Annotated in this window: 17 protein-coding genes, 1 tRNA gene and 1 pseudogene; 14 read left to right on the plus strand and 5 right to left on the minus strand. The window is 68.9% G+C overall.

All coding sequences use genetic code 11. The annotated features are described in order from the left end of the window. The 8 genes from WC555_RS10115 to WC555_RS10150 form a co-directional block, all read left to right on the plus strand. On the plus strand, window positions 1-185 hold a 185-nt coding region (locus WC555_RS10115; protein WP_373253299.1), incomplete at its 5' end, for a S26 family signal peptidase. Next, window positions 179-781 carry a lytic transglycosylase domain-containing protein gene (locus tag WC555_RS10120; protein WP_373253300.1) on the plus strand — a complete coding sequence of 201 codons (603 nt, stop codon included), beginning with the start codon at window positions 179-181 and terminating at the stop codon, window positions 779-781. The genes WC555_RS10115 and WC555_RS10120, both read left to right, overlap by 7 nt. Beyond that, entirely contained in the window at window positions 778-1,065 is a 288-nt protein-coding gene (locus WC555_RS10125; protein WP_373253301.1) for a hypothetical protein, read from the plus strand. The genes WC555_RS10120 and WC555_RS10125 overlap by 4 nt, the downstream gene beginning before the upstream one ends. Beyond that, entirely contained in the window at window positions 1,058-1,255 is a 198-nt protein-coding gene (locus WC555_RS10130; RefSeq protein WP_292069270.1) for a hypothetical protein, read from the plus strand. Before WC555_RS10125 ends, WC555_RS10130 begins: the two co-directional genes overlap by 8 nt. After that, window positions 1,252-1,671 (plus strand): AlpA family transcriptional regulator, encoded by a 420-nt coding sequence (locus tag WC555_RS10135; protein WP_292061956.1) that lies wholly within the window; start codon window positions 1,252-1,254, stop codon window positions 1,669-1,671. The genes WC555_RS10130 and WC555_RS10135 overlap by 4 nt, the downstream gene beginning before the upstream one ends. Before the next feature lie 231 nt (window positions 1,672-1,902). Beyond that, the gene (locus tag WC555_RS10140) at window positions 1,903-3,480 is read left to right on the plus strand and encodes a Fic family protein (RefSeq protein ID WP_373253303.1); all 1,578 of its coding nucleotides are present in this window, start codon (window positions 1,903-1,905) and stop codon (window positions 3,478-3,480) included. Window positions 3,481-3,799: 319 nt separating this feature from the next. Beyond that, window positions 3,800-4,690, plus strand: a complete 891-nt coding sequence (locus WC555_RS10145) for a DNA-processing protein DprA (protein ID WP_291838722.1) — start codon at window positions 3,800-3,802, stop codon at window positions 4,688-4,690. Beyond that, window positions 4,687-5,322: a hypothetical protein gene (locus tag WC555_RS10150; protein WP_292061961.1), complete on the plus strand. Its 636-nt coding sequence runs from the start codon at window positions 4,687-4,689 to the stop codon at window positions 5,320-5,322. Before WC555_RS10145 ends, WC555_RS10150 begins: the two co-directional genes overlap by 4 nt. 56 nt (window positions 5,323-5,378) lie before the next feature. On the opposite strand, the gene WC555_RS10155 is transcribed toward WC555_RS10150, so the two are convergent. The 3 genes and pseudogenes from WC555_RS10155 to WC555_RS10165 form a co-directional block, all read right to left on the minus strand. Next, window positions 5,379-5,603 carry a hypothetical protein gene (locus WC555_RS10155; protein WP_292026897.1) on the minus strand — a complete coding sequence of 75 codons (225 nt, stop codon included), beginning with the start codon at window positions 5,601-5,603 and terminating at the stop codon, window positions 5,379-5,381. Between the two features lie 269 nt (window positions 5,604-5,872). Continuing rightward, window positions 5,873-5,947, minus strand: a tRNA-Val gene (locus WC555_RS10160). Window position 5,948: 1 nt separating this feature from the next. Beyond that, a pseudogene (locus WC555_RS10165) lies at window positions 5,949-6,706 on the minus strand (HAD hydrolase-like protein). 60 nt (window positions 6,707-6,766) lie between these two features. Between WC555_RS10165 and glmU the strand changes: the two are divergent. The 6 genes from glmU to WC555_RS10195 all read left to right on the plus strand — a co-directional run bounded on the left by glmU (window position 6,767) and on the right by WC555_RS10195 (window position 13,404). Continuing rightward, window positions 6,767-8,137 (plus strand): bifunctional UDP-N-acetylglucosamine diphosphorylase/glucosamine-1-phosphate N-acetyltransferase GlmU, encoded by a 1,371-nt coding sequence (glmU, locus tag WC555_RS10170; RefSeq protein WP_373253304.1) that lies wholly within the window; start codon window positions 6,767-6,769, stop codon window positions 8,135-8,137. Then, a complete protein-coding gene (rpiA, locus tag WC555_RS10175) occupies window positions 8,134-8,820 on the plus strand; it encodes a ribose-5-phosphate isomerase RpiA (protein ID WP_373253306.1) in 687 nt (228 codons plus the stop codon). Before glmU ends, rpiA begins: the two co-directional genes overlap by 4 nt. A gap of 24 nt (window positions 8,821-8,844) precedes the next feature. Then, the gene (gene gor, locus WC555_RS10180) at window positions 8,845-10,227 is read left to right on the plus strand and encodes a glutathione-disulfide reductase (RefSeq protein ID WP_373253308.1); all 1,383 of its coding nucleotides are present in this window, start codon (window positions 8,845-8,847) and stop codon (window positions 10,225-10,227) included. Between the two features lie 206 nt (window positions 10,228-10,433). After that, window positions 10,434-11,807, plus strand: coding sequence for a class II 3-deoxy-7-phosphoheptulonate synthase (locus WC555_RS10185; protein ID WP_373253310.1), 1,374 nt, complete (start codon window positions 10,434-10,436; stop codon window positions 11,805-11,807). 2 nt (window positions 11,808-11,809) lie between these two features. Beyond that, on the plus strand, window positions 11,810-12,391 hold the full coding sequence (locus tag WC555_RS10190; RefSeq protein ID WP_373253311.1) for a prephenate dehydratase domain-containing protein: 582 nt from the start codon (window positions 11,810-11,812) through the stop codon (window positions 12,389-12,391). A gap of 230 nt (window positions 12,392-12,621) precedes the next feature. Continuing rightward, entirely contained in the window at window positions 12,622-13,404 is a 783-nt protein-coding gene (locus WC555_RS10195) for a chorismate mutase (RefSeq protein ID WP_373253313.1), read from the plus strand. A gap of 18 nt (window positions 13,405-13,422) precedes the next feature. Here the strand turns inward: WC555_RS10195 and WC555_RS10200 are convergent, their stop codons facing one another. After that, a complete protein-coding gene (locus WC555_RS10200; protein WP_373253315.1) occupies window positions 13,423-14,202 on the minus strand; it encodes a thioredoxin domain-containing protein in 780 nt (259 codons plus the stop codon). A 24-nt stretch (window positions 14,203-14,226) separates the two neighbouring features. After that, window positions 14,227-15,633, minus strand: coding sequence for a M48 family metalloprotease (locus tag WC555_RS10205; protein WP_373253355.1), 1,407 nt, complete (start codon window positions 15,631-15,633; stop codon window positions 14,227-14,229). Between the last annotated feature and the right edge of the window lie 45 nt (window positions 15,634-15,678).

Genomic DNA, 15,678 nt, shown 5'->3' on the forward strand with positions numbered 1-15,678 from the left:
GGGTGCGCGCCCTGGCGCGCGATCGCCGGGGCGCGCCCCTGGCCGCCTGGGCGGGATGCCGGCGGCTGGCCGACGGCGAGCTCTTCCTGCTGGGCGACACCGCCGGGAGTTTCGACAGCCGCTATTTCGGGCCGGTCGCGCGGTCGGGGGTGGACGGCGTCTACCGGGAGGTTCTGACATGGTGAAACTGGCCTGCCTGGCCGCGATGGCGGCGGCGGTCGCGGGGCCGGCGTCGGCCCAGGCCGTGAACTGGCGCGACGCCGGCGGCGATCTGTTCGGCCGGCCCGCCGAGGCGGTCGCCGAGGATGTCCCGGACAGCCTTGAAGCGGCGTGGATCGCGCCCCTCAGCCAGCCTTTCCAGGAGGCCGTCGCCGCGGCCGCGGCGAGGCACGGCCTGGATCCCAAACTGCTCCACGCCCTGGTGGTGACCGAGAGCGCCTACAGGCCCGACGCCCTGTCGCCGGTCGGCGCGGGAGGACTGACCCAGCTGATGCCGGGCACCGCCCTGGAGCTCGGCGTCCGCGACCGATTCGATCCCGTCGAGAACCTGCGCGGCGGCGCGGACTATCTGGCGCGTCAGATCCGGCGGTTCGGTGATCTGCGGCTCGCGCTGGCGGCCTACAATGCGGGTCCGGCCCGCGTCGCGCGGCTGGGGCGAGTGCCGGATATAGCCGAGACCCAGGCCTATGTAGCGACGGTCGTGGACTGTTACCTGGCGCTGACGGCGGGGCAGGGGATCACCAGTTCGACCCAGTGTCGCCCGCGCGGAGCGGGGCGATGATCGGGGAAACGGAGACGGAGTCCGGGCCCGGGGTCTCGCCGTGCGGGGACGAGGACCTGCTGACGCGGGCGGAGGCGTCGGCCTTCCTGGCCCAGTTCGGCATCCGGCTGAAGCCATCCACCCTCGCGCGGCTGTGGTCGACCGGCGGAGGCGGTCCGCCCTGCCGTCACGTGCGGTCCAGGCCCCATTATCCGCGCGGCCTGCTGCGGGAATGGGCGCGATCGCAGATCACGGACGTCCGCACCACCGCGCCGCCGGCGGCGAGAGGGCGCCGCCGTGGCTGACCATGGGATCAGAACGCCGCCGCCGCCGACGGTCGCCGGTCTGCTGGCGGACCCGGCCGCCAGCTTCGCGATCAAGGATGTGGCCCGGCGATGGGCGGCGCGCGACTGCGTGGACGCCGCGACCGACGCCCGCGTGCTTTGCGAGATGTTCGAGGCGGCGGCCGACCGGATGTTCGGAGGCGCGTCTTGACGTTCGAACCTGAAGGCGGGCCGGTCGAGACGGGCGGGCCGGAAGACCGCTTGCTGCCCTGGGATCGGGTCCGCGACGTCACGGGCCTCAGCCGGTCCACCGCGTGGCGTCTGCAACAGGTCGGGGATTTTCCCGAACCCGTGCGCATCTCCCCCAATCGGGTCGGCTGGTGGGAAAGCGAATTGACCGCCTGGAAGGCGACACGCAAGACCCGCGGCCTGCCCTGTCCGAGGCCGCTGGCCCGGCCCCGGGAGCCCAAGCTCATCCAGACCGCGCGATCGTCCCGTCGTCAGCCCGACAAGGCCGCTGCCGCCCCGGCGAACGTCGTGCCGGAGGCTGCAAGCCCTGTGACGCCGGCGGCCCCGCCCCGACGGAAACGGCAGGCCTCCGCCGACCAGATCGATTTCGGATTCTAGGGCGAAGGGCCTGGCGACGGGTTTAGAGGCCGCCCCCGCGGATCTTGCCCATCGCAGTCGCACAAAGAGAACCTGACGGACATTTTAGCGCGATAAGGGACTTTTACGGACATTTTGCCTTTGGGTGGCGTCTTAAGTGAAATCACGTTAAGTGACGCTAGCGGACATTGTTGCGATTTACGGGACTGTGGCGGACATTTCCTGTATTTCGCGCGGTCTTGGGAGACGGTCATGGCTGACATCCTCTTCACGCCCTCGGGCAGCGAAGCGACCGACAGGAAGATCCGCCGCGATCATGAAGGCGGCAAGCTCGTTCGCATCGCGACCGGCGTCTATGTCGAGCCCGGCGCCGAGCCGGTCGACGCCGTCGTGCGTCGAAAATGGTCGACCATCCTCGGCAGGCTCGTTCCCGACGGCGTCGCCACCGACCGGACGGGCATGGAAAGCCAGCCGTGGAGGGACCGCTCCAGCGGCGCGCCGACCGGGGTCGGCCACGTCTTCGTCAGCGCGCCGCGGACCCGCGATGTGATCACCCTCCCGGGTCTTGAGATCCACATCCGTCAGGGTGTTGGACCCGTCGACGGCGACATCCCCTATCTGGGCTCCTGGCTGGCCGGACCGGTCCGAAAGCTGCTCGACAACCTCAGCCCGTCGCGCGCCCGGAACGGACCCGCCCGCACCCTCGGCAAGGCGGGGGTCGAAGCCGCTCTTGAAAGTCTGTGCTCGACCCACGGCGAAGAGGGCCTGAACCATATCCGGGACCAGGCCCGGGTTCTGGCGCCCGTCCTCCAGCGGGAAAAGGAATTCGAGGTCCTGAACGGTCTGATCGGCGCGCTGCTGCGGACCCGCCAGGACAAGCTCAGCACGGTCCAGGGACGGGCCCGCGCCGCCGGCGCGCCTCTGGACCCCGCCTGCGTCGGTCGCCTCGTGACCCTGGCGGATCATCTTCAGGCCCGCGCCCCCCTGTCGATCGCCGATCGGGACGCGACGCCCGGCCGCAAGACGAGCGGCGCGTTCATGGAGGCTTATTTCTCCAACTTCATCGAAGGCACGGAGTTCGCCGTCAGCGAGGCCGTCGAGATCGTCTTCGAAGGCAAGATGCCCGATGCCCGGCCGGAAGACGGGCACGACGTCCTGGGCGCCTATCTCCAGCTCGTCGATCTGGGGCCGCGCGCGGCCGTGCCCCGCGGGGCGGACGCCTTTCTCGCCGAGATCCAGGAGCGGCACCGGATCCTGATGGACGCCCGGCCGTCGGTCCGGCCGGGTCAGTTCAAGACGCGAACCAACAAGGCCGGGGATACGACCTTCGTCACCCCGGACCGCGTCGAGGGAACCCTGCGGGAGGGCGTATCGATACTCGAGACCCTGAAGGACCCGTTCTCGCGCGCCGTGTTCGTCCATTTCCTGCTGTCGGACGTCCATCCTTTCAATGACGGGAACGGGCGCCTGAGCCGCATCATGATGACGAAGGAGCTCATGGCCGGCGGCCTGTCCCGCATCGTGATCCCGACGGTGTTCAGGGAAGACTACCTCGACGCCTTGCGCGCCCTGTCGCGGCGGAACGACCCCTCCATCCTGGTGCGGTCGCTCGAATTCTGCCAGCGCGTGAGCGCCGCCTGCTCGGAGGAGACGACGGAGGCCGCCATCACGACGTGGGCGCGCGCCTATGCCTTCTGCGAGAGTCCGCGTCACGCCCGGCTGACGATGCCGAACCCGGCCCTGGTCATCGAGACGCATGACGGCACGCCGGCGCCTGCAGACTATTGGCAGGCGCTCAGGCGCGACCAGGGCGCGCCGATGCCGATCTGATCCGTGAACCGTGTCGACCAGGGTTCTGCCTCGCGCTTGGGAGCTCGCCATTTAGCGGACGCCGGCAGGCCCTACGAACCGGCCCGCCGGGCCAATGTCCGCTTACGACCGCCCTGAGCGGAGATCGCCGCTGGCGCCGCCGGACGTCTAAAACTGACCTTTCGCAACGTCCGCTGCCCGAAAAGCGCTCGCCTCGGTCCTGGAGGGCGTTCCTAAGACGTGCCCGCCCTGATCCGGCGCAGCATAATGTGACGCTCACCGACCTCAGGCGTTGATCCTTCGGGACAGTTGATTCAATCTCTGTCAAACGGACTTCAGAATGAACCTGGCATTACGTGCAGATGGAGCGGCCCTGGCGCCGATTTCGCCGCGCCTCGAGCTGGGCGCGTACGAATCGTTGTGGCTGGAGCAGGGCGCGACCTTCAAGACGCTCGCAGACCGTTTCGCTCGGGACCCGTCGGCTCTTCCGTCCGATTTCGTGTCCCGCTCCGCCGCCGAGGCGGCTGCGGACGAGGTGTTCGCCCGGCTCAAGAAGTCGGGCGTCCATCGGTTCGGCGTCCGGATCAACCATGCCGGCGACTATCCCGAACGGCTTCGCGACGCGCGCCACCCGATCGAAGTCCTCTACTACCAGGGGGCATGGGAGCTCACCGAGACCCGCTCCATCGCGGTCGTAGGGGCGCGGAAAGCCACAGAGCAGGGCACCCAACGTGCAGCCCAGATCGCCAAAGGCCTGGTTGAGCGTGGCTTCACCGTCGTGTCCGGGCTGGCAGAGGGTATCGACCGCGCGGCGCACACCGCCGCCCTGGGATGCGGTGGCCGCACTATCGCCGTCATCGGAACACCGCTTGGACAGTACTATCCGAAAGCCAACAGGGACCTTCAGGACCAGATCGCCACGGATCATCTGCTGATCTCGCAGGTGCCGCTGTTGCGCTACGGCAAACAGGGGCCCCAGCAGAATCGCCTGTTCTTCCCCGAGCGAAATGTGACGATGAGCGCCCTCACCGAGGGCACCGTTATCGTGGAGGCCAGCGACACGTCCGGGACCCTCACTCAGGCACGGGCCGCCCTGCACCAGGGCCGCAAGCTCTTCATCCTCGACAGCTGTTTCGACCCGTCGCTGAAGCTGACGTGGCCCCGGAGGTTCGCCGACCTGGGCGCCATTCGCGTTCGCTCGATGGATGACATCTGGAACGCCCTTGCATGACGATCCGCTTCAGGCAGATCGATGACAGCAACCGCGGCGATCACTACCACCTGACGCCGGCGGACGCCTGCCTGTACCTCCTCGAGTTCACGTCGGGGCAGGGCTATTCGTACAGCAAGGCGAACTCCCTGATTTCCAATCTCAAGAAGAAGCCCACGGCATCAGCGGCCGAGCTTGGCTACAAGCGGGAAGCGATCGGGAAGTGCGCCGGCGCGCTCGGAAAGGCGCTGAACCACGACTGGATCCGGCAGTCCGTCATCGTCCCCGTCCCGCCCTCGAAAATGGTGGGCGACCCGGCTTACGACGACCGTATGTTCGACATGGCAGCGGCGATCCAGCCCGCCGCTGATGTTCGCCGGCTCATCCGCCAAACCCGGTCCATGACCGCTTCTCATGAAGCGGGCAGCGTTCGAAACACGGTCGAGGATCTCCTGGGAGCCTACGAGATTGACGAGTCCCTTGCCGTCGCGCCCTTCGGCCAGATCGGAATTCTGGACGACGTCCTGACGGCCGGCACCCATTTTCGGGCGGCCCACACGATCCTGTCGCGCAGATTTCCAGGCGTGGCTATCACGGGCATCTTCATCGCGCGCCGGGTCTTCGCCAATCCATTTGCCGCCGCCCAGGGCTGAGGATCTGGAGCGGGCCGCCGGAACCGCCGGCGGATCGCGCGTCTGCGAAGCCTTCCTTAAAGGGCTGTCTCTCGGCCGGAAACGCCAGCGAGTTCGTTGAAGCGAAGGCGGGCCTTGGCTTCGTCGTAGAGAATCTCGCTCTGCCGGGGCGGCGCGACGACATAGTACATCGTGACCGGCGCCAACGTCAGACGCTCGCGACGCCAAAGCGCGAACCCCTCCCGACCCTCCAGGCGGGTCCAGGTTCCGGCGTCGTTGGGATGGTCCGGGATCAACGCCATGGGAGCTCTTTCGATAACGGGTCGCGGTGGATTGAGGCCGGGAGACGGATTTGGATGAAACGCCCTGCAAAAGGCCGCGGCCGAGCGGGGTCGAATCAGCCCCGGTCTCGGTTCCAATCAATGCTTTTCAGGGCGCTTTGTCTCGTTTCGGGCGGTAGTTTTGCGCGGCGACTGCCCCACTACTGCCCCACTAACTCGATTTTGGCCAAAAAATCATCCGTATGCGGAGGGTGGCTCTCCGCCAGAGGTATGTTTTTGTTCAGTAAAAATGGTGGATGCGACAGGGATTGAACCTGTGACCCCCTCGGTGTGAACGAGGTGCTCTCCCGCTGAGCTACGCATCCATCAGTCGCGCCCCGTCGAAACGGGGAGGCGGCGACATAGCCCGCTGGTCCGGACGGCGCAAGATGTCAGATCAGGATCAGCCGGCCGATCACCGCCGGCAGGTCGTCGAAATGCGCGATCACGGCGTCCGCGCCCAGCTCGCTGGCCGGCGTGTCGGTGTAGCCGAACGTCGTCAGGATGCAGGGAACGCCCGTCGCCCGGGCGGCGTCCAGATCGGTGATGCTGTCGCCGACCATGATCGCCCGTCCGGCGTGACCGCCGGCCAGAAGCACCGTCTCGCGAATATGCGCGGCGTCCGGCTTCTTCGCCGAGACCGACTGCGGCCCGCAGACGGCGGCGAACCGGTCGGACAGGCCGATGGCGTCGAACAGCGCCACGGCCAGATCGGTGGGCTTGTTGGTGGCGACGCACAGGATGGCCCCGCGGTCCGACAGCCGGTCCAGCGCCTCCATCGATCCGGGATAGGCGGTGCTGTGATCGGCGATGTGGTCGAGATAGTCGGCGAGGAAGGCCTCGAGCAGGGCCGGGGAGGCGGCCTCGTCCCAGCGGGCCCCGGCCGCCTCGAACCCCCGCCTGAGCAGGGCGACCGCGCCGTGGCCGATCAGATTGCGGGCCGATTCCAGCGGCACGGGCGGCAGGTCGTGTTGCGCCAGCAGGCGGTTCAGCGTCCCGACCAGATCGGGCGCCGTCTCCACCAGCGTGCCGTCGAGGTCGAAGGCGATGGTCCAGCCTTCGAGGTCGCGCGTCGTCATCGGCATCTCCCGCCGGCCGCCGTGATGGGCTAGACCGCTGGCGACGACTAACCGCCGGACCGATTCATGACCAGCCAGACGCATCCCCATCCTGCGCAAGGGAGGGCCGCCATCATCCTCGCCGCCGGCCAGGGCACGCGGATGAAGTCCGCCCTGCCGAAGGTGCTGCACCCGGTCGGCGGCCGCGCCATGCTGGACCACGCCATCGACGCCGCCGAGGCCCTGGGTTGCGAGCGGATCGTGGTGGTCGTCGGGGCCCATTCGCCCGAGGTGCGCGACCATGTCGTCAAACGGCTGGGCGAGGACGCCATCGCCGTCCAGGACCCGCCGCTGGGCACCGGCCACGCCGTGCGCGCCGCCGAGGCCGTGCTGGGCGACTTCGTCGGCCAGGTGGTGATCACCTATGGCGACGTGCCCCTGCTGACCGCCGCCGACATCGAGCCGGTCTTCGCCGCCCATGAAGGCGTCACCGTGATCGGCTTCGAGGCCCGCGACCCCGGCGCCTACGGCCGTCTGGTCATGGACGGCGACCGGCTGCTGGCCATCACCGAGGCCAGGGAGGCCACGCCCGAGGTCCTGGCCCTGACCGCCTGCAACTCCGGCGTCATGGCCGCGCCGGTCGGCCTGCTGTTCGATCTGCTGCGCGAGGTCCGTAACGACAACGCCAAGGGCGAATACTATCTGACCGACGTGGTCGAACTGGCGCGCGGGCGGGGCGTTCCGACCCGGGCCGTCTTCGCCGGCGAGGACGCCGTCATGGGCGTCAACGCCCAGGGCGAACTGGCCATGGCCGAGGCCCTGTTCCAGAAGGTGCGGCGCGAGACCTTCCTCACCGCCGGCGTGACCATGCCGGCGCCCGAGACGGTGCATTTCTCGTTCGACACCGAGGTCGGCGGCGGCGCGACGATCGAGCCCTATGTCGTCTTCGGCCCCGGCGCGAAAGTCGCCTCGGGCGCGCGCATCCGCAGCTTCAGCCATATTGAAGGCGCGACCGTCGCCTCGGGCGCCGAGGTCGGCCCCTACGCCCGCCTGCGCCCCGGCGCCGATCTGGGCGAGGGCGCCAGGGTCGGCAATTTCGTCGAGGTGAAGAACGTCCGCTTGGGCAAGGGCGCCAAGGCCAACCACCTCGCCTACCTCGGCGACGGCGAGGTGGGGGCCAGGGCCAACATCGGCGCCGGCGTGATCTTCTGCAATTACGACGGCTTCTTCAAACACCGCACGACGGTGGGCGAGGGGGCCTTCGTCGGCTCCAACAGTTCGCTGGTCGCCCCGGTGACCATCGGCGCGGGGGCCATGGTGGGGTCCGGTTCGGTCATCACCCGCGACGTCGCGCCGGGCGATCTCGCCCTCGCGCGTGGGGAGCAGCAGGCGAAGGCCGGTTGGGCCGCCCGGTTCATGGAAAAGATGCGGGCGAAGAAGGCGTTGAAAGCGAAATGAGCGCGGATGATCAGAAACGCCGGGCGGGCGAAGCCGCCGCCGAGCGCGTCGAAGCGGGCATGGTCGTCGGCCTCGGCACCGGTTCGACCGCCGCCTGGTTCGTCAAGGCGCTGGCGGCGCGCGGGCTGGACGGGCTGCGCTGCGTGCCGACGTCGGAGGCGACCGCCGAGCTGGCCCGCGAGCTGGGGCTGACCCTGTCGACGCTGGAGGACACGCCGCGCATCGACCTGACCGTCGACGGCGCCGACGAGATCGGCCCGGGCCTCGCCCTGATCAAGGGCGGCGGCGCGGCCCTGCTGCGCGAGAAGCTGGTGTGGGAGGCCTCGACGCGCTGCATCGTCATCGCCGACAGCGCCAAGGTGGTGAAGACCCTGGGCGCCTTCGCCCTGCCGATCGAGGTCGTCGCCTTCGGCCACAAGACCACCGCCAACCGCATCGCCGACGTGCTGGCCGACCATGAGATCGCCATGCCGGCGCGGGTGCGCACCGCCGAGCGGGGACTGGTTCGCACGGACGGCGGCAACCTCATCTATGACGCGAAATGCGGCGCCATCCACGACCCGGTGCGGCTGGCCGACGACCTCAAGCTGATCACCGGCGTGGTCGAACACGGGCTGTTCCTCGATCTGGCCGATGAGGCGATGATTGGCTTGGATTCCGGCGTGGACGTCCTAACTCCGTAGCCCTCCCGGTTCCGAAAGCAGAACATGCCTGAGTCCTACGACTACGACCTCTTCGTCATCGGCGCCGGCTCGGGGGGCGTGCGCGCCGCGCGGCTGACGGCGCTGGGCGGCAAGCGCGTCGCCATCGCCGAGGAGTTCCGGGTCGGCGGCACCTGCGTCATCCGCGGCTGCGTGCCGAAGAAATTCATGGTCATGGCCTCGGACTTCGCCCACCAGTTCGAGACCGCCAAGGGCTATGGCTGGACCGTCGAGGCCGCGTTCGACTGGCCGAAATTCATCCAGGCCAAGGACGTCGAGATCGCCCGGCTGTCGGGCATCTACGCCGCCAACCTGGGCAAGGCGGGCGTCGATCTGGTTCATGGCCGGGCGGTTCTGAAAGACGCCCATACCGTCGAGATCGTGGGCAAGGACCAGACCATCACGGCGGAGAAGATCCTCGTCGCCACCGGCGGCCGTCCCTGGATGCCGGCCGAGGTGCCGGGCATCGAGCACGCCATCAGCTCCGAAGAGGCCTTCCATCTGCCGGAGCTGCCGAAGCGCATCCTGATCGCCGGCGGCGGCTATATCGCCGTGGAGTTCGCCGGCATCTTCGCCGGCCTCGGCGTCGAAACCACCCTGATCTATCGCGGCCCCAACATCCTGCGCGGCTTCGATGACGACGTGCGGGCCCATCTGGCCGGCGAGATCGAGAAGCGGGGGATCAAGGTCATCCTTGGCTGCCAGCACACGGCCATCGAGAAGACGGCGACGGGACTGGTCAACAAGCTGGGAAACGGCATGGAGATCGAGACGGACGTGGTCATGTTCGCCACCGGCCGCGAGCCGCACGTCAAGGGCCTCGGCCTCGAAACGGCGGGCGTCGAGCTGAACGACCAGGGCGCGATCCGGGTGGACGCGCTGTCGAAAACCACCGCCGACAACATCTGGGCCATCGGCGACGTCACCGACCGGATGAACCTGACGCCCGTCGCCATTCGCGAGGCCGTGGCCTTCCACGAGACCGTCTACCGCGACAATCCGCAGCATTTCGACTACGAGGCCGTCGCTACCGCCGTGTTCAGCCAGCCGCCCGTCGGCATCGTCGGTCTGAGCGAGAGCGAGGCGCGGCATTCCTGCCCGGGCGCCGTCGACGTCTATGTCACCCGCTTCCGGCCGATGAAATACGCCTTCACCGGTTCGGACGAACGGATGCTGATGAAGCTGGTCGTCGACGCCGAGAGCCAGAAGGTGGTCGGCGTCCACATCGTCGGGCCCGAGGCGCCCGAGATGATCCAGCTGGCCGCCATCGCCGTGAAGGCCGGCCTGACCAAGGCCCAGTGGGACGCCACCTGCGCGGTCCACCCGACCATGGCCGAGGAACTGGTGACACTGAAGGAGAAGCAGTCGCCCAACACCTCAGCGGGATAGGATACGTCCGGTTTTGACGCACCCCTGCGCCATACTGGCCCCGTGGGTCCGGCGCGGCCTGGCGCTTTGGTCCGGTCCCCGCAAGTGGACTGAGTAGACTCAATCCACTGTATTTTTCCGGATCGGGAGTCTACCGCCGGGTCGCCCGACCCCTCTGCGACACGGCTTTCGTTGTCGCAGAGGGTTTGAACGCCTATCCTTTGGGAATGAGTATGCGCTGGACCCCCGATAGCTGGAGACAGAAGCCCGTCGTGCAGATGCCGACGGACTATCCGGACATGGCCGCCCTCGGCCGGGTCGAGGACGAACTGCGCGCCCTGCCGCCGCTGGTCTTCGCCGGCGAGGCCCGTCACCTGACCGCCAAACTGGCCCAGGTCGAGGCCGGAAACGCCTTCCTGCTCCAGGGCGGCGATTGCGCCGAGAGCTTCAAGGAGTTCTCGACCGACAACATCCGCGACACCTTCCGCCTGATCCTGCAGATGGCGGTGGTCCTGACCTTCGCCGGCGGCAAGCCGGTGGTGAAGGTCGGCCGCATCGCCGGCCAGTTCGCCAAGCCGCGCTCGTCCTCGCTGGAGACCATCGGCGACGAGACCCTGCCCAGCTATCGCGGCGACATCATCAACGGCATGGCCTTCACGCCGGAAGAGCGCGTGCCGGACCCGCAGCGCCTGCTGCGCGCCTACAACCAGTCGGCCTCGACCCTGAATCTGCTGCGCGCCTTCGCCGGCGGCGGCTACGCCGACCTGTACAACATCCACCGCTGGACCATGGGCTTCGCCGCCGACAGCGCCTACGGGGCCAGATACCGCGAGCTGGCCGACAAGATCACCGAGGCCCTGGCCTTCATGGAGGCCGTCGGCGTCACGCCCGAAAGCCACCCCGACCTCAGCCGGGTCGAGGTCTTCACCAGCCACGAGGCCCTGCTGCTGAACCTGGAAAGCGCCCTGACGCGTCTCGACGGAGCCACCGGCGAGTGGTTCGACACCTCGGCCCATATGGTCTGGATCGGCGAACGCACGCGCCAGCTGGACGGCGCCCACATCGAATTCGCCCGGGGCATCAAAAACCCGATCGGCGTGAAATGCGGACCGACGATGGAGCCGGACGACCTGCTGCCGCTGATCGACGCCCTTAACCCGGACAACACCCCGGGCCGCCTGACCCTGATCGGCCGCTTCGGCGCGGACAAGGTCGGCGACCGGCTGCCCCGTCTGATGAAGGCGGTGAAGGCCGAGGGGCGGCGCGTCGTCTGGTCGATCGACCCCATGCACGGCAACACCCTGAAGGCCGGCAACGGCTACAAGACCCGGCCCTTCGAACGCATCCTGGCCGAGGTCCGGGGCTTCATCGACGTGGCCGAGGCCGAGGGCGTCCACCCGGGCGGGGTGCATCTCGAGATGACCGGCCAGAACGTCACCGAATGCCTGGGCGGAGCCCAGGCCCTGACCGAGGACGACCTGTCCAGCCGCTATCACACCCACTGCGACCCGCGCCTGAACGCCGACCAGGCGCTGGAGCTGGCCTTCCTCGTCGCCGAGCGGCTCAAATCCGGCCGTGTCAGCCGGTCGCAGGCGGCGTGAGCATGGAGGGTGTGGGCAAACCGGCGGGCGACGAAACCGGCGGCCGCTGCGCCTATCAGGGCGCGCCCGGGGCCTTCAGCCATGAAGCCTGCCTCGATCTGCGACCGTGGGACGAGGCCGTCGCCTATGACTCCTTCGAAGGGGCCATCGCGGCCCTGAAGGCCGGGGAGGTCGGCTGCGCCCTGATCCCGGTCGAGAACAGCACCGTGGGCCGGGTCGAGCCCGCCGCGTCGCTGGTCGAGGGCGCGGGACTGACCGTCGTCTCCGAAGTCTGGCGGCCCATCCGCCTGGCCCTGATGGCGCCTCCGGGCGCCACCCTGCGCAGTGTGAAGACGGCCGAGAGCCACCCCATCGCCCTGCGCCAATGCCCGGAGTCGCTGGCGGCGCTGGGCCTGACGCCGGTCGAGGCCTTCGACACCGCCGGCGCCGCCCGCGCCGTCGCCGAGGCCGGCGACCTCACCCGCGCCGCCGTCGCCCCCGCGCGCGCCGCCGAGGTCTATGAACTGTCGATCCTGCGCAACGATATCCAGGATTCCGAGGACAATCGGACGCGTTTTGTCCTCCTCAGCGCCAATCCGGCTTGACGCGGCACGATCCGTGCGGCCTTTGAGCGGCATGGTCCGTTCGCAAGCCACCGCTGCGACTGCATTCGCCCGCGTTTTCGCGGCTGCGGACCTGTATCTCTACGGCTTTCGATACGCCGGCTGAGGCGTCCGGGACTTCGTCCTGACGGCCTCGCCGGCGACCGCCCCGCAACGGGGCGGCGGCTCGCAAACTCCCTCATCGCCGTGATCGAAATCGAAAGTCCCTGTCCGTGCCCCATTCCAGTACCAAGCCCGCCCTCCAGCAAGTCTGGCCCAGCGCCATCCCCGCCGTGACCGACATCTCGCCCGAGCACATGGCCCTGGCGGCCCTGCGTCACGAGATCGATGACCTCGACGACGAACTGCTGGCCCTGTTCGAACGCCGCCTCGCTATCGCCGCCCGCGTCGGCCAGGCCAAGGACGCCCCCGCGGGCCCTCATGTGAAACTGCGCCCCGACCGCGAACAGGCCGTGCTGGCGCGCATGCTGGCCAGGGCCGATCCCGACAACCGCGAGGCCGTCGAATCCCTGTGGCGTCAGATCGTCGGCTGGGGTCTGGCCCGTCAGGGCCGGATCAAGGTCCAGGTCTGGTCGCCGATCGAGCCGACCCGCGCCTTCGACGGCGCGCGTCTGCGCTTCGGCGCCGCCGCCGATATGCGCGCCGTCCGCGATCCCGAGACCGCCCTGGCCTGGGCCGCGGAAGGCCACGGCGTCGCCGTGCTGGCGGTCAACGCCGACAGCGCCTGGTGGATCGGCCTGCGCCGCGACTGGTCGATGCTGAGCGTGTTCGACGGCTTCGGCGGCGCGACGCCGACCGCCCTCGCGGTCGGGCGGATCGATCCGGCGGCGCTGCCGACCGGCCGGCGCGTCCTGGTCGACGCCGGCGGCGACGCCGGCGACGGCGGCGGCATCCGTCGGCGCGGTCTGGCCACCCACCACGGCTGGACCCTGTCCCTGACCGACGCCGCCCTGCCGATCGGCGGCGACGAAGGCTGCGTCGGGGCGATCAGCTAGAGCCGCAGCGGGGCGGGCTCAGCCCGCCTTCGCCGTGCGGATGGCGCGGTCGATGTCGGCGGGCTGGATGCTCGCGCTGGCGCGGCCGTTGATGAAGAAGGTGGGAGTGCCGAGCAGGCCCAGGCCCGAGGCGGAGGTCTGTACATCCGCCAGATGGCGCGCGGTTTCCGGGCTCGACATCGCCGCCTGCGCCGCGGGAGCCGCGATCCCGTTGGCGGCCAGAATCCGGTCCGTCGCCGCCTTGGTCAGCGCGGGTTCGGCCATCAGGGCGCGGAACACGACCAGATATTTGCCGTCCCGATGCGCGGCCTGGGCGGCGCGGGCGGCGTAGTGCGAGACGTCATCGTTTCCACGGTCGAGGATGGGCCAGTCCTTGAACACGAAACGCACATCGGGGTGGGCCTGCATCAGGCGCAGCACGTCCGGCGCGGTCGCCTTGCAGCCGGGACAACGGAAGTCGAAGAATTCAATCACGGTGACCTTCGCGTCGGCCGGGCCAAAGGCGGGGTCGAGCGGGCTGACGGCCAGCAGGGCCGGGCTGGCGGCGGCGCGCTGATTGATGGCGTCGGTCCGCGCGTCGTCCTCCCTGGCCTGCAATGCAGCGCTGACCTCCTGCAGGATTTCCGGGTTCTTCAGCAAATAGGCCCGAACCCGCCCGTCGAAGTCGCCCGCCGTCAGATAGGGAGCGGCCGCCAGTCCCAGAGCGACCAGTGATACGGCCATGGCCGCCATCGCCGCCCGGGGGCGGTCGAAGAAGCCGCGGTCTGGCGCGGGCATGGGGTCAGGCGCGTCGGTCATCATGAGTCTCGATCGAAGAACAGGTCAGCCGGCGGCCGGTATCACGCCGCCGCGGTCGCGCCGACTGTTGCGGCGGTCGACGTCGTCGATGTCGTCCTGGGTCGCGCCCGAGGCGAAGACGATGTCCATGGCGCGGGTCCATTCGGCGGTGCCGGGCGTCAGCATGTCGCGGGCGCGCAGGGCGAACTGGGTGGCCTGCCGTTCGGCCCCCATGGCGAAATACATTTCAGCCGAGGCCAGGCGCGCTTCGCCCTCCTTGTTCTGGCTGGCGTAGGCTTGGCTCAACAGCCGCCAGCCCATGGTGTTGTCCTGCTCCAGCGCCGTGGCGCGTTTCAGCTGGTTCACCGCCTCTTCCAGTTTGGCGGCGTCGCGGGTCTCCAGCAGGGCGTGGGCCAGGTTGATGCGCAGCAGGGGCGCGTCGGGCTTCAGCTCCACCGACCGTTGGTGCGCGCCGATGGCTTCGGCGGGCCGGCCCTCCTCGAACAGGATCTGGCCCTTCAGTTCCCAGAAATACGGGTTCTCGGGCTGTTCGGTCAGGAACACCTCGACCGCCGCCAGCGCCGTCTCCGTCTGGCCGTCGCGATACAGGGCGATGGCGCGGGCGTAGCGCGCGGGCAGGGAGGTGTCGCTTTCGGGATAGTCCCGCAGGGTCTGGTTCGGCTCATCCATGAAGGCGTGGATCTTGGCGAGGATCAGCGCGTGCTGGGCGATCCGTTCGGGACTGTCCTGGTGGTCGTAGTTCGACTGCTCGGCGACGAAGCGGCGCAGATTTTCGATGCGCGCCGACGACAGGGGGTGGCTGCGGAAATAGGGATAGCGCCGCTGATCCGAGAAGACTTCCTGCGAGCGGAAATTCTCGAAGAAGGTGACCAGACCGCGGCCCGATTCGCCCGCGTTCTGCAGCGCCCGCGCGCCGGTATTGTCGGCCTCGCCCTCCTGATGGGTCATGTAGCGCAGCGCGCTGAGGGTGCCGAAATACTGGCTGTTGCCCAGCAGAACCGCGCCGGCGTCGGGCGCGCCCGCCGCGATCGCCAGCGCGCCGAGCGCCATGGTCATCAGCATCGGCTGCATGCCCGCGCCCTGGGCCCCGTCGCGCAGGGTGTGGCGGTTCTTGATGTGCCCGGCCTCGTGGGCGATCACGCCGAGAAGTTCGTTGGCGCTGCGGGTCTTCAGGATCAGGCCGGTGTTGACGCCCAGGATGCGCCCGCGCGTCGCGAAGGCGTTGAGGTCGTTCTCGTTGATCAGCAGGATTTCGATCTCGGACGGTTCAAGACCCATGGCGGTGAACACGGGGTCCGACCACTCATGAATGATGCCCTCGATCTCGGTGTCGCGAATGGCGCTCTGGGCCGAGGCGGGCGAGGCCGCGGCCAGCAGCAGGCCGACGGCCGCGACAGCGCCGGACAGCCGGGCGGCGGCGTTTCGGGACAGCCAGTTCAATGCGAACTCCTCATACCCAAGTCTACGCCCCCGCCC

This window comes from Brevundimonas sp. (genome assembly GCF_041648615.1).
GTDB lineage: Bacteria > Pseudomonadota > Alphaproteobacteria > Caulobacterales > Caulobacteraceae > Brevundimonas.

Excerpts from the sequence above, each read along its gene's own strand:
- WC555_RS10120 (WP_373253300.1), top strand. The coding sequence starts at position 179 with ATGGTGAAACTGGCCTGCCTGGCCGCGATGGCGGCGGCGGTCGCGGGG.
- WC555_RS10125 (WP_373253301.1), top strand. The coding sequence starts at position 778 with ATGATCGGGGAAACGGAGACGGAGTCCGGGCCCGGGGTCTCGCCGTGC.
- WC555_RS10140 (WP_373253303.1), top strand. The coding sequence starts at position 1,903 with ATGGCTGACATCCTCTTCACGCCCTCGGGCAGCGAAGCGACCGACAGG.
- WC555_RS10145 (WP_291838722.1), top strand. The coding sequence starts at position 3,800 with ATGAACCTGGCATTACGTGCAGATGGAGCGGCCCTGGCGCCGATTTCG.
- WC555_RS10150 (WP_292061961.1), top strand. The coding sequence starts at position 4,687 with ATGACGATCCGCTTCAGGCAGATCGATGACAGCAACCGCGGCGATCAC.
- WC555_RS10155 (WP_292026897.1), bottom strand. The coding sequence starts at position 5,603 with ATGGCGTTGATCCCGGACCATCCCAACGACGCCGGAACCTGGACCCGC.
- glmU (WP_373253304.1), top strand. The coding sequence starts at position 6,767 with ATGACCAGCCAGACGCATCCCCATCCTGCGCAAGGGAGGGCCGCCATC.
- rpiA (WP_373253306.1), top strand. The coding sequence starts at position 8,134 with ATGAGCGCGGATGATCAGAAACGCCGGGCGGGCGAAGCCGCCGCCGAG.
- gor (WP_373253308.1), top strand. The coding sequence starts at position 8,845 with ATGCCTGAGTCCTACGACTACGACCTCTTCGTCATCGGCGCCGGCTCG.
- WC555_RS10185 (WP_373253310.1), top strand. The coding sequence starts at position 10,434 with ATGAGTATGCGCTGGACCCCCGATAGCTGGAGACAGAAGCCCGTCGTG.
- WC555_RS10190 (WP_373253311.1), top strand. The coding sequence starts at position 11,810 with ATGGAGGGTGTGGGCAAACCGGCGGGCGACGAAACCGGCGGCCGCTGC.
- WC555_RS10200 (WP_373253315.1), bottom strand. The coding sequence starts at position 14,202 with ATGACCGACGCGCCTGACCCCATGCCCGCGCCAGACCGCGGCTTCTTC.